Consider the following 13,429-nt stretch of genomic DNA (forward strand, 5'->3'; position numbering starts at 1 on the left):
TGGGCACAACGTTTAATATATGTGTCGTAGCAGCACAAAATGTTACCCTGCTTTTTGATTTTTCTGCGCATTGGTTGCTAACTTTTACTTCTGCAAGCATTGCGCCTTACCAAAAATACAAGAACCATTCGATCGATCACTTAGCTGCTATGATCACATATATGTTGTTGGCAATTGTTTTTTATTCAGATTCTTTATTCAGTTTAATTTTGATTAATTTGATCACCTGATTAAATTCCGAATTGGTTTTTTGGGAAGTCTTATATTCCCAACTTCCACCATTTTTCTTTTTTATTTTCAAAACCCATGGATCATCATCCGCAAATATATGTCCAGAGATTGATCCAAGAATATATATTTTTGTCCACCAATTGTTATTTGGATCGTAGTGTTTAACTTTCTTTATGTTGGAATAATTGAACTTCCGGAATTTGGAAAAATCAATAGCCTTAATTTCAAAGTAATCGTCATAAATTTTTATAGATGGATATCCTTTAGATTCAAAAATTAAGGGGTCATTTTCCATTTCAATGATTTAATTGTTGCCAACGGTATTGTATAAGAATAGTGGCGGTTTTAAGACCACAAACTTTTCAGTTTAGACCATAGTTTGTTTTTATTACTATTGTTTGTTTTGTCGTTTCTTCCGCCATTATTTTTATACCTTGTTGTGTGTAGGCTTTCTTCTTCCAATTCATTTTCTGGATTATAAACTTCTACTTTAACTTTATCTCTATCTGTGACAACAATTCCTTTACGATTTGGCCAATTAGATTGTATTTCTTCGAATTTCCCTAATTCCACCATTCTATCCAAGATTCTCTTACCGTCTGAATAATCATTATAAATTTGAGTTTGCATTGGTCTATATTCTTCCGTTGATTTAATAAATACCGAAAAAAAGTAAGGGTCTAATTCTCCAAATTCAAGTCCACACATAAGAGGAACTTCGATATGTTGTCCATTTTTGAGGTTAGTAAATGCACAGTGAAATCCGTGAAAAGCATAACGCCAATTATCCATTTTCCCAACCTGTTTATAACCAAACTGTTCTGATGCATTTAAATTATTCATTGGATAATCAGAGTCAATTTGTAAGTTATGTTTATTAGCAAATCTGTTAATCAGTTCAGTTGCTAAATTCCGATAATCTTTTGCACATTTTTCAAAGAAGTCTTGGTGTTCATCAATTTCTTTGTCAGCAATTAATTTGACTATATTAATTTCAGGTTCTATAGTATGAATAGCTATTTGAAATTCTGGGTGTTCAAATTTCCATTGATTTCCAATCTCTTCTCTTTTGGATTTAATCTTGTTTTCAAAAACAATTTTCCACTCAATTCCTCTTTCAAGTGATTTGATTGATTTGAAGTCTGGAATTTCCTCCAAACTATTACAGATTTGTATTTTCGATATTAACTTCAATGTTTGTTCAGTTTACACACAACGTTTAATATATGTGTCGTAGCAGAGCAAAATGTTAACCTATTTTCGATAAAAACTGCGCATTGGTTGCTAACTTTTCCATTTTGCAAGCATTGCGCCTTGCCAAAAATACAATAACCGTGGGATTTATCACGTAGTTGCTATGACATCATATATATTGTTGTAGGGCGTTTTTATTTTTATTCTTCGAATATGACTGAGTCAATTATTTTCCAACTTTTACTTCCTTTCTCGAACATATAATTAATGGTTATTCCTTCTATAGGGTAATACAACTGTAATCTTAGTTTTCCATTTACAGGGCTCCAGTCTCCAACTCCTAAATAATCTTGAATTTGGTTATTCTCTATTTCTTCTTTTGTGATTAAGTTTATTGGCTGTTTGAATTTCATTAGACCTTTCAAACTATTTTCATTTACATCTCCGAATTCCAATATTTTCAAAGGAACTCTTGCTGGAAATTGGTCGGTATGGAAATATTGTTGTAATTCGGGTAAATCAATTGCTAATTTGAATATTTCTTTTATTTCAGAAAGGGGAATTTTATCATATTGATTTTTATTCAATGGAATCTGATTACGATTTTCGTTAGTTCTTGTAGCAGTTCTATCCTGTGAATTACAAGATGTTGAAATGAGAATAATGATTAATATTTTAATAATGTTTTTCATTTTTTTTTTGATGCCTTACAACGTGTTTGTGTATGAAATGTTGCGTTTTTGTGCGAGAGAATTTTCCGCAGGAAAATCAGACGTAACAAAAATGCAACTACCTTTGGTTAAGCACTAAACTACGCAATTTTTTATACACGTTGTTGTAGCAAGTTATTTTATTTTTAACTTTTCTATTTTCCGAATTTCTCTTTCGCTACTAAATTTCAGAAGCCAATCTTTAGGAATGTAACTCTGGAAAAATTCCCATTTGTCAGATTTCAAATCCACCTTTTTGAGTTTTTTCAGAATCATATTCAGATGGTCAATATTCCAAGACCAAAATTCTATATTTCTTATTTCCGTTTTTAGCCAAAGATCAAATTCTTTCAGTTCATCCCAATTTAATTCAGCTCGGAATGTACAATTCAGACATACAAGATTCCACTTTTTTTCAAATTCCGAAATATCCATAAAATGCTCAATTCCGTCGGGAACATTTTGGTTAGTTGCAACTATTTTAGATTCACATTTTTTACATTTCAGTTCAATAGTTTTCGGATAATGCATATGAGCATATCTGACGTGTGTTTTTCCACCATTATTAATTGAACTATTCATTTTCTTTAATTTGCTACAACGTTTAATATATGTGTCGTAGCAAGGCAAAATGTTACCCTACTTTTCGGTTTTTCTTGCGTATTGGTTATTAACTTTTACTTTTTGTAAGCATTGCACTTCACCAAAAATACGATACCTATTCGGTTGATCACCTATCTGCTATGATCACATATATTGTGTTACCAAATGTTTTTTGTTCGTTTAGAAACTTTATTTATCAATTTAAAGATTATTAAACCTAAAATACTTCCTAATAGCAATCCAATAAACCAATATAATTCCAATTGAAGATCATCAAAATCAATGGGCTTTTGGTTGGGATTAAACCTTAAACTTTCGTTGATTTTTAAAATTCTATATTGCCATAATAAAATGCCCAAGGAGATTGTCAGAATAACAAATGCAATTAGTTCAATTTTTGATTTGAAGAATGAAAGTTTTTTGCTTGTCAGATATAGAAATGGGAGAAAGCCAATAGATAAAGAAAATCCTAAATTTAAAACTATAAAGTCATTGTAAAACCCTATCATTTCTTGATCTTCTATTTGACTTAAAGATTGGTCATAAAAGTAAAAAGACAAAAAATTTCCAATCAAAGAGAACATTAAAAAGATTCCTAAATACCGTATTAATTTTCGTTTTTTTATAAGATTCAAGTTTTGTTTTAGAATATTTGGTAACGTTTCTTGTATGTTGCGTTTACTTCCCCAAGGGAGTATATGCAATATACAAATTGTTGTAGGTAGTTTTTATTATTATAATCCGTCAAATATTCCGCTAATAAATTCTCCAATTCCTTCTAAAAGTCCATCGAAAATATCTCCAAAGTCTAGCCAAGAAGCATCAATATCCAAATCTGGAATGGATAGCCAATCAACAGAAGTACTTGTTGCGAGTCCACTTAGCATTTCTGTTTTCATTCCAACATAGTCGCAAACTTCACCTGTTATTTTGTGATATGTATCAAAGTCCGAATGAGAAGAAAAAGTACACATTGCCCAGCAGTGCCAATCAATTCCACTAGAATCGTAGTGTTTGGATTTTTTTGAAGCTTTTTTCACTTCCTCAGGCTTATAATACTTTTTCTTTCCGTGCTCTTCTACTAATATTTTTCCAATATCAGCGATATATTCTTTTTTATTTGGTGGAGCAGGAGGACATTTTAATTCCATAAGTTTTTATTTTGGTAATTCAATTTCGATAATTTCCGCTTCTCCAATTTTATTCGGTCCTTCGTGGATCCACCATTTTCTGTTAATGTTTAAATATTGATCAATCGGTTGTCTTGATAAAAATCGAACTAAAACTTCTTGAGTATCACCTGGCATTATCCATTCTTCTTGTTCAAATTGAATATCCCCTATGTAGGTGTACTTGAATTGTCCATTTGTTTGGTATTCAAAAACGTGGTTTGGTCTATATCCATTTTTTATTCCTGTTTTTCGTCCACCCTTGTCAGTTGGGAATAAGCTTAAATTTGCCTTTACGTGAATCATTTCAGGTGTATCTTCAAGGTCAAAACCAGTAATACTATAGTCAGTATACTTTCCAAAAGTATGAGTGTCAAAAACTTTTCCATACCCCAAATCTAACCACCTCTTATAAATCAATTTTCCATTGAAATATAGATATAGCTCATTTTCATTTTTTATTTTCTTTCGTATTATCACAGTTATGATGAATTACCTACAACGTGTTTGTGTATGGTTAGTTGCGTGATAAGAACGTAGTTTAGCAAATAAAAACCAAATAGAAAGTCCGCGAGGACTTTCGTAAGTAGTCTATAACCAAGCAATTAATTATACACGGTGTTGGCAACTGGCTTTATTCGGTTTTATTTTCAGTTCACTAATTTTGGCAAGTCAAACTTTTGAGGTATAACTAAATTATTTATTTCGCATTCTGCCATTCGCATCTTGAACCGCTCGTTTGCCCGGTGCTATTGCAACCATTCTTCCGTCACTTCCTTGTAGTCCACGATAACCTGATGGTATCTCAACCATTCTTCCATCACTTCCTTGAAGTCCTCTTGAGCCTGATTTTATCTCAACCATTCTTCCATCACTTCCTTGAAGTCCTCTTGAACCTGAATTTATTTCAACCATCCTTCCATCGCTACCTTGAAGTCCTCTTGAGCCTGATTTTATTTCAACCATTCTTCCATCACTCCCTTGAAGTCCTCTCGCGCCTGACCTTATTGCAACCATTCTTCCGTCGCTACCTTGTAATCCTCTTCCTCCGGGTGGAATTGGAACCATTCTTCCATCTGAACCCTGAAGTCCACGATATCCATCTGGGATAATTATTGCCATTCCATCACTTCCAGTAAGTTTTCTTTTCATATTTAGTGTATTTTTATTCAAATTGTTAATATTGTATATATATACAACTAAATGTCTAAAAATTGTGCCAAAACGATAATTCACACAAATATAAAATTTAACCTAATTTTCGTGTCAAAGTGTCAGTTTGTTTTGCTTGTTGCCAACAATTGAATATACCAATGTGGTATATTTCTTTTATGTCATTCACAAATCTAGGGGATTTTTAATCGATTGCAAATTGTTAGTGGCTACACGAGTATATATTTCTGTTGTTTTACTAGAACTATGACCTAATAAAACCTGTATATAACGAATATCAGTTCCATTTTCTAAAAGATGTGTGGCAAATGAATGTCTCAACATATGTGGAGTAACTCTTTTATAAATCCCTGCCTTTTGAGAAGATTTGATAATAATTTTTTCGATACTGGTGGCGCTGTATTTAGTACCTTTTGGACTTTCAAATAAAAAATGATTGGGTTTCCACTGTATATAATACAATCTTAAATCCTTTAGAAGAGTTTCTGAGAGTAAAGTATATCTATCCTTATTACCTTTGGCGTGTTCGACCCTAATTAACATACGTTTACTATCAATGTCAGTAAGTTTTAAGTTTAATAATTCACTTCTTCGTAAACCTGCAGAATATAAAAGACCAACAATGCATTTGTGCTTGATGTTATTAGTATGTTTTATGATATCTAGGATTTCTTTTTTTGATAATACTTTTGGCAATCGCTTTTCTTTTCTGGGCCTTTCAATATCATAAAACCGATTAGGCATGTCTAAAACGATTTCATAGTAAAATTTAATACTGTTTACAGTTAAATTTATATAAGAGTTTGATTTACCATTTTTTATGATTTTTTGAAGATATTCACTAATTTCTTTATCATTGATTTCTAGTAATTTTTTATCTCTATAATAATTAATAAATGTTTCAAATGCGGCAACATAATTCCTAATTGTATTATCTGCATATCTTTTTAATTCTAACTTTTGTAAATAATCTTCTGGGCAGGATCCATATACTTTGGATACCTTTCTGGTTTTAAACCATTTTGTATTAGGATTTTCGTTTTCAGGGTTAATTATCCTGTTTTTAAATAAGTAATTGCAATTTACCCAGGCAACTCCTTTAAATAGGTCAAAAATTAGATGTAAGTTTTCTGTAGTATTTACAACATATGACATCCTATGTTCTTCACTCCATTTTATGTCAGGAAGGTTTTTTAATAATGCATCTATGATTTTGTCCTGATAATACTGTAATCCGATCTTTTTTTGTTGATCGATTAATAGATGTTTTAAAGTAATATGCTTATTGAGAGACTTCATTATTTTCAAATATCCCTACTTAAAAAACTAATGTCAAAAATACCCGTAGAATTAAACGTATAATAAACGTTTAATTCTACGGGTAACATTTTATAAATAAAAGACACGTGTAATAAAGAATAAGATGGGTAGATTGTGTCTTTATTATAAAGAAAAACTAGTTGGAAGAGTGGATAAAAAATTTTGTACATCTTACTGTAAATCAGCGTACCATTATAAAACAAGTAGAGATAATGAAATTACTCTATTTAAGAAAATCGATAAGCAACTAAAGAAAAACAGAAAACTTCTTAAAAGATATAATAAAGCAGGTCTTGCAACCGTACGAAAAGAAAAATTAATAAAAGAAGGTTTTAATCCTAAATATTTTACTCACTATTGGAAAAATAACAATAGTCAAACGTATTTATTTTGCTATGAATATGGATTCCTTTATAAACGTGAAAAAGGGAAAGAAAAATACATTTTAATTCATTGGCAGGAGTATATGAAATAAAAAAACATATGTAACCTGATATGTTTATTACTCTAAACCCTTTTTATACGGCATCCAAAAAGGTTTTGCCTTTATAGATTTTCTGCTTAATCCTTTTCTTTTTAGATAATTATTTAATTCGATACAAAGTCTACCATCACCCCCAACATAATAAACACTAGAACTATTCTGATCTATATTGATTAAATTACAAATAGTATCGAACGGATTTTCTGAGAACTCATAAAATTGAAAAGGAGTTGTTTTATCAATATCCGGAAATAATTGATCTAAACTGTCCGAATAGATTATACCTGTCATTTTCTTATCTTCTTTCAAGCTTCGTCTAATTTCATATAAATGTGCTAAAGCAGAATTATCCCCTATGAAGTAATAGTTAGTGAAAGAATCATCAATAATGAATTTTCCTTTAGGGTTTGAAAAGAATACTTTTTCACCAATCTCGACTGTTTTTACCCAGGTACTTCCGGGGCCTGAGGTATGACAACAGGCTGCCACATGAATTTTATTTAAATCCCGCTCGATATTCCATATAGAATATGTTCTTATATTGTCTTTACCAGAAGCATTAGATTTTTCTCCAACATACACTCTAATATGTTGTCCTGGCGTATATTTTAATTTCTGAATAAAAGTACTTTGGATAGTAAGATGATACACATTGTTAGCTATTTCTCTTTTGTTTATCAGTGTACCTTCATTTAATACAATTTTTAATATTTTTTCTATCATTCTAGAGATATTTTGAAGAAAATTGATTTTTAAAACATTCTTATTTTATAAGTATTTACTAATCAGGTAACGTTTTAATATAAAAACCATGGGTACTAACCATTTTAATAATATCATCCTCTGTTATATTAGTTGTAGCTTCTATTCTGAGCACATTATCAATATCTTCAAGATCAACAGACCATCTCAAAATATCAGAATATTTTTTGAAAATAGATTTTATGTATTTAACCTTTTTCTTTGATTTGATATCTGTTCGAAACAATAATAATTTCATAATTAGATATTTAGGGTAGTGAGAGTTAATCTGATTTTGTTTCAGTATCAGTATCAGATTCTGACTTAGATTCGTTTTTGATACGTTCCAGATACTTTTTATAGTATTCATCTCCTTCTTCTTCCCAAAACTTGTCATAATGCTTCCATTTAGAAAAATCACTTCTTTTTGATTCTGTTTTACACTTTTCGTCATGATGTTTGGATGATTTTTTGCTACCACCGCCTATACCTCCTAGTAATAACTTTAACAGTATAAATAGGCCAACAGCTTGCCAGTAAGAGAGTGTCGTAAGTCCAAAAATTTCTGGCATTAACCAATTCCATAACCACATAATAACAAAACCAAATAATATGGCTAATCCTGTGATGGCTATGATACCAAAAATGATCATGCCAGCAATTTCGATAGGGGATTTTTTTCTTAGTTTATGAGTGAAAAAGTTTTTCATAATATTTTATTTTTTATGCTTATTTATTTCTGATTCTATTTGTTTATATAATAGGCCTATAGCTCTATGTCTTCTTGACATTAATGTTCCTTCTGGAATTCCTGTTTCCTTAGAAATTTCTTTATATGTATACCCTTCAAAATCTACAGCAATAATGATATCTCTATATTTTGGATTAAGTTGTTTGATACTGTTTTTTAAAATAGAAACCGTTTTTTCTGATATATAACCATCTGTTGTTGATTGTTGTAGCACTTCTGCTAAATCTAAAAATTCATCATCAATTTCGATTGGATTCACCTGTTTTGTTCGCATAATATCAATGATTCTATTTTTTATTGATCTGTATACGAAACCAGCTACATTATTTATAGGCGCATACCGGTCTGCTCCTGTAAATAGTTTTAAGGCAACATCTTGTATAATATCTTCTGCATTTCGATTAACTGAATCCCTTATTCGGGTATTCACGTAAATCTTAAGAGATCGATATTCTTTATTAAAAAAATCGTTAAGTTTTTTACTGTTATCTGATTCCGAGTTCATTTAAAACCTTTTATGAAGGGCCTTTGATTAAAAAGACGATACTTTTTAGATCTATTGCATTTTTTTATAAAAAAATCGAAAACAATTTCTTCAGTTAGTATGAATAATGATTTAAAATAAAAAAATATAAGTGTTCTTGTAGTTGTTATATAGATCTTTATAAGGTTATATGTAATATAGTCTACATACTTTTTTTATCATAAATTAGCTGATGTAATTCCAGATATTTTTGTGCTTGGCTAATTGTTGATAGGTATATAAAATAACCTTATTCTTTTCTAAGGCAAGAGAAGGGTCTTCTTTTAAAATTTTCATAGCATAATACCTTGCCGTTTTAAGAATATCATTATCTCTTACAATATCAGCTATTTTTAGATTTAAAACACCACTTTGTTGAGTTCCCATGATATCGCCAGGGCCTCTTAATTTTAAATCCACTTCTGCAATCTCAAAGCCATCATTGGTTCTAACCATAGTTTCTAACCTGGTTTTACTATCTGAAGAAAGTTTATGGCTGGTCATTAAAATGCAAAAACTCTGTTCTGCACCACGTCCTACACGCCCGCGCAATTGATGTAATTGAGATAAACCAAATCGTTCTGCACTTTCTATAATCATAACACTGGCGTTTGGAACATTTACACCAACTTCTATTACAGTAGTAGCAACCATAATTTGTGTTTCGCCTTTTACAAAACGTTCCATCTCATAATCTTTATCTGCCGGTTTCATTTGACCATGTACAATAGAGATCTGATAATCTGGAGTGGGGAAGGAGCGAGCAATGCTTTCATAACCATCCATAAGATCTTTATAATCCATAGCTTCTGATTCTTGAATTAATGGATACACGATATAAATCTGTCTTCCTTTCTGGATCTCATCAGCGATAAATTTGAATACTTTAAGACGATTACTGTCATATCGATGGACTGTTTTTATTGCTTTACGACCTGGTGGTAACTCATCAATAACCGATATATCCAGATCACCATATAGACTCATAGCCAGAGTACGAGGTATAGGTGTTGCTGTCATAACCAGGATATGCGGTGGATACGTGTTTTTATGCCATAGTTTTGAGCGTTGCGCTACTCCAAAGCGATGTTGCTCATCTATAATAGCAAGTCCGAGGTTTTTAAATTGTACTTTGTCTTCTAATATAGCGTGTGTTCCGATTAGTATATGTAGAGAACCTTCTTCTAATTGCTGGTGAATTTCACGACGTTCTTTAGCAGTAGAACTTCCCATTAATAGTTTTATATTAATATCAAGATCTTGAGTAAGTCCTTTAATACCTAAATAATGTTGATTGGCCAAAATAGCAGTAGGAGCCATTAAACATGCCTGAAAACCATTATCAATAGCCAGTAACATAGACATTAAACCTACAATGGTTTTTCCTGAACCTACATCTCCTTGTAATAAACGATTCATTTGTGCACTACTACCGATATCATTTCTGATTTCTTTTACTACTCGTTTCTGAGCATTTGTAAGTTCAAAAGGCAAATGATGATTGTAAAAATCAGTAAAATATGCGCCTACTTCAGTGAAAGGAAATCCTTTGATTTTTTGTTTCCGAATTAGTTTTTTGGTGATGAGTTGTAGTTGTATGTAGAATAATTCTTCAAACTTGAGACGATATTGTGCCTTAGCCAGTATCTCCTGATTTTTTGGGAAATGGATATTAAAAACGGCTTCGCTTTTGGATATCAGTTTAAGCTCTTCGAGAATTTCAGGGGAAAGCGTGTCATAAAACCGAACTTTTGTTTCTGTAAATAGCTGCTGCATCATCTTCATCATTACTCGGTTAGTGATTCCTTTGTTAGAAAGTTTTTCTGTTGAAGGATACACTGGCTGCATCGCAATTCTTAGATTTTTTTCATGTTCAGTTAATAACTCCATGTCAGGATGAGGCATATTAAAACCATTATAGTATTTGGTTTTGCCAAAAATGACATAAGGGGTATTAAGTTTTAAGTTTTCACGTATCCATTTATGTCCTCTAAACCATACCAGTTCCATCTCTCCGGTATCATCAATAAAACGGGCAACTAATCGTTTACCTCGTTTTTGTTCAACTGTTTTGATATTCACGATTTTTCCAACAATCTGAACTTCAGCAGAGGTACGTTGTAATTGGTTGATTTTATAATATTGGGTTTTATCAATGTATCGATTCGGAAATAAATTCACTAAATCCTGATAGGTATGAATCCCTAATTCTGATCGTAATAAATCTGCACGTGACGGACCTACACCTTTCAGATAATCAATTGGAGTTTGTAAAATATTCGGGTTCATTAAAACGAAGATATACTTCGTATTGCAAAGTTCAAAGTTTTGGTTTTAGCTTTAAGACAATTTAAACAAAGAAGAAGCAAGGCTTCGTAATAAAACTTGCCACATAACCAGGTTAATTTCGTTATTTTGGCAGAACATTTGATTATAGATAGATATGCGAGTTATTTTTTATGTATTTCTTTTTTTAGTTTCTTTAAGAAGTGTTGCCCAGCAAACTGATGCTGTAGATTTCTTAAAAGGTCAGGTAACCGTTACCATTGATGCTAAAACAAAAACTGTAGATGGGGAAGTGGTCTATACTTTTAAAGTATTGCAAAACACTGCCTCAATATATATAGATGCACAATCTATGGAGGTTAAAGAAGTACATCTGGATGAAAAAAAGACGAAGTTTACATATGATAATAAGAAAATCATCATTGCTTCGGGTTTTTCTGAAGGTTCTAATCATTCGGTTACCATCAAATACATAGCAAAGCCTAAAAAAGCACTTTATTTTGTAAAAGATTATGAAGGTAATGATCAGGTATGGACACAAGGGCAAGGAAAATATACATCTAATTGGTTACCCAGTTTTGATGAAATGAAAGAAAAAGTAGAATTTGACCTCACAATCAACTATGAAAAAGGATATGAGGCGATTTCTAACGGAAAACTTGTTAAATCTACTTCTTTAAATGAAACCACTCAAAGTTGGCAATATGATATGCAACATCCTATGAGTAGTTACCTGGTTGCAATAGCTATTGGTAAATATGAGAAGGAAGTAGAAACTTCTGAAAGCGGGATAGGATTAGAAATGTATTACTATCCATCTGAGAAAAATAAATATGAATATACATATGCTCATAGCAAACGTATGTTTGATTTTCTTGAAAAAGAAATAGGGTATGCTTTTCCGTGGCAAAACTATAAACAAATCCCTGTAAAAGACTTTTTATATGCAGGAATGGAAAATACAAGTGCGACTATATTTTCTGATGCTTTTCTAGTAGATGAAATAGCTTTTAATGACAGAAACTATGTAAATGTTAATGCTCACGAATTAGCACATCAGTGGTTTGGTGATCTGGTTACAGAAGCCGAAGGAACACATCATTGGTTACAAGAAGGTTTTGCTACCTATTACGCCTTACTTGTAGAGAAGGAAATTTTTGGCGAAGAATATTTTTTGTATAAGCTATACGAAAGTGCAGAACAATTAACTGAGTTATCAAAAACACCAGATGCTACATCTCTTTTAAACCCTAAAGCTAGTTCATTGACCTTTTATCAAAGAGGTGCTTGGGCGATTCATGCGTTACGTAATTTGATAGGAGAAACCAGTTTTAAGATTACTGTTCATAATTATCTGGAGAAATATAAATTTAAGAATGCAACGACAGATGATTTTATAGCCGTTGCAGAAGAGGTAAGTGGTAAACAACTTTCTGAGTATAAAAAAAGCTGGTTAGAGAATGTAAAGTTTCCTTCTCAGAAGGCATTGGATATCCTAACAAAATCTCCGTTTATAAAGAAATACCTTAATCTGGCACAAGAACGCACACAACCTTTGGCTGGTAAGTGGGGAACATTAGCATCGGCTCTTGGTTTTCCGTTAAATGATTATATAGGGCAAGAAGTTGTATATCAATTAGAAGGAGAAACATCTCCTGAAGGAATTGCCTTGTATGAAAAAGCTTTTGAAACAAATAATCTATACGTACGTCAGACGATCGCTACAACTTTACAAAGGATCCCAAGAGATCTAAAAGAAGCTTATGAATCTTTACTGGATGACCCGTCCTACGCAACTATAGAACCAGCATTATATCATTTGTGGGCTAATTTTACTGAGGATCGAGAAAAATACCTTGATCAAACAAAAGATATTATAGGTTTTAATGATAAAAACGTAAGAATACTGTGGTTGGTTCTGGCATTAAGTACAGGTGACTATCAAACTGCACAACATCAAAAGTTTTATAGAGAATTGTCAAGTTATAGTTCTCCTAAATATCATTTTACTACCAGAGAGAATGCTCTGGTATATCTAGAGAGTTTACAGGCTTTTTCTGATCAATCATTAAAGGATCTTGTAGACGGTGCAACACATCATAACTGGCGTTTCAGGAATTCTTGCAGAAAAATACTTGATAATTTGCTGAAGAATGAAAAATATAAAAAGAAATACGTAGTTTTAATGTCAGGTTTACCACAAAACCAACAAGATTTTTTACAAAAAAAACTAACCCCATAGTC

The 13,429-nt window shown here is 31.7% G+C and carries 15 protein-coding genes; 2 read left to right on the forward strand and 13 right to left on the reverse strand.

From position 1 onward, the window contains the following. Nucleotides 1-181: 181 nt before the first annotated feature. The 8 genes from U0D62_RS07630 to xerA all read right to left on the reverse strand — a co-directional run bounded on the left by U0D62_RS07630 (nt 182) and on the right by xerA (nt 6,379). Complete coding sequence (locus U0D62_RS07630; protein WP_322195134.1) at nt 182-526, reverse strand: hypothetical protein; 345 nt, start codon at nt 524-526, stop codon at nt 182-184. Nucleotides 527-576: 50 nt separating this feature from the next. Further along, the gene (locus tag U0D62_RS07635) at nt 577-1,389 is read right to left on the reverse strand and encodes a DUF6896 domain-containing protein (RefSeq protein WP_322195136.1); all 813 of its coding nucleotides are present in this window, start codon (nt 1,387-1,389) and stop codon (nt 577-579) included. 236 nt (nt 1,390-1,625) lie between these two features. Beyond that, the gene (locus U0D62_RS07640) at nt 1,626-2,117 is read right to left on the reverse strand and encodes a hypothetical protein (protein WP_322195138.1); all 492 of its coding nucleotides are present in this window, start codon (nt 2,115-2,117) and stop codon (nt 1,626-1,628) included. Nucleotides 2,118-2,270: 153 nt separating this feature from the next. Then, nucleotides 2,271-2,717, reverse strand: coding sequence for a hypothetical protein (locus tag U0D62_RS07645; protein ID WP_322195140.1), 447 nt, complete (start codon nt 2,715-2,717; stop codon nt 2,271-2,273). Nucleotides 2,718-3,472: 755 nt separating this feature from the next. Then, a complete protein-coding gene (locus U0D62_RS07650; RefSeq protein ID WP_322195142.1) occupies nt 3,473-3,889 on the reverse strand; it encodes a hypothetical protein in 417 nt (138 codons plus the stop codon). Nucleotides 3,890-3,895: 6 nt separating this feature from the next. Beyond that, nucleotides 3,896-4,387, reverse strand: coding sequence for a hypothetical protein (locus tag U0D62_RS07655; RefSeq protein WP_322195144.1), 492 nt, complete (start codon nt 4,385-4,387; stop codon nt 3,896-3,898). A gap of 216 nt (nt 4,388-4,603) precedes the next feature. Then, nucleotides 4,604-5,029 carry a hypothetical protein gene (locus U0D62_RS07660; protein WP_322195146.1) on the reverse strand — a complete coding sequence of 142 codons (426 nt, stop codon included), beginning with the start codon at nt 5,027-5,029 and terminating at the stop codon, nt 4,604-4,606. A gap of 216 nt (nt 5,030-5,245) precedes the next feature. Beyond that, complete coding sequence (gene xerA / locus U0D62_RS07665) at nt 5,246-6,379, reverse strand: site-specific tyrosine recombinase/integron integrase (RefSeq protein WP_322195148.1); 1,134 nt, start codon at nt 6,377-6,379, stop codon at nt 5,246-5,248. Nucleotides 6,380-6,503: 124 nt separating this feature from the next. On the opposite strand from xerA, the gene U0D62_RS07670 reads away from it, so the two are divergent. Continuing rightward, a complete protein-coding gene (locus tag U0D62_RS07670) occupies nt 6,504-6,875 on the forward strand; it encodes a hypothetical protein (RefSeq protein ID WP_322195150.1) in 372 nt (123 codons plus the stop codon). Nucleotides 6,876-6,902: 27 nt separating this feature from the next. Here the strand turns inward: U0D62_RS07670 and U0D62_RS07675 are convergent, their stop codons facing one another. From U0D62_RS07675 to recG, 5 genes are all read right to left on the reverse strand, one after another. After that, nucleotides 6,903-7,607 carry an FAD-binding oxidoreductase gene (locus U0D62_RS07675; RefSeq protein ID WP_322195152.1) on the reverse strand — a complete coding sequence of 235 codons (705 nt, stop codon included), beginning with the start codon at nt 7,605-7,607 and terminating at the stop codon, nt 6,903-6,905. 58 nt (nt 7,608-7,665) lie between these two features. Then, the gene (locus tag U0D62_RS07680; RefSeq protein ID WP_322195154.1) at nt 7,666-7,884 is read right to left on the reverse strand and encodes a hypothetical protein; all 219 of its coding nucleotides are present in this window, start codon (nt 7,882-7,884) and stop codon (nt 7,666-7,668) included. 25 nt (nt 7,885-7,909) lie between these two features. Beyond that, nucleotides 7,910-8,335, reverse strand: coding sequence for a hypothetical protein (locus tag U0D62_RS07685; protein WP_322195156.1), 426 nt, complete (start codon nt 8,333-8,335; stop codon nt 7,910-7,912). A 6-nt stretch (nt 8,336-8,341) separates the two neighbouring features. Beyond that, nucleotides 8,342-8,881, reverse strand: a complete 540-nt coding sequence (locus U0D62_RS07690; RefSeq protein WP_322195158.1) for an RNA polymerase sigma factor — start codon at nt 8,879-8,881, stop codon at nt 8,342-8,344. Nucleotides 8,882-9,085: 204 nt separating this feature from the next. Beyond that, nucleotides 9,086-11,188, reverse strand: coding sequence for an ATP-dependent DNA helicase RecG (gene recG, locus U0D62_RS07695; RefSeq protein ID WP_322195159.1), 2,103 nt, complete (start codon nt 11,186-11,188; stop codon nt 9,086-9,088). 154 nt (nt 11,189-11,342) lie between these two features. On the opposite strand from recG, the gene U0D62_RS07700 reads away from it, so the two are divergent. Further along, nucleotides 11,343-13,427, forward strand: coding sequence for a M1 family metallopeptidase (locus U0D62_RS07700; protein ID WP_322195161.1), 2,085 nt, complete (start codon nt 11,343-11,345; stop codon nt 13,425-13,427). Nucleotides 13,428-13,429 lie beyond the last annotated feature (2 nt).

It is taken from the genome of Aquimarina callyspongiae (assembly GCF_034322225.1).
Taxonomy (GTDB): domain Bacteria; phylum Bacteroidota; class Bacteroidia; order Flavobacteriales; family Flavobacteriaceae; genus Aquimarina.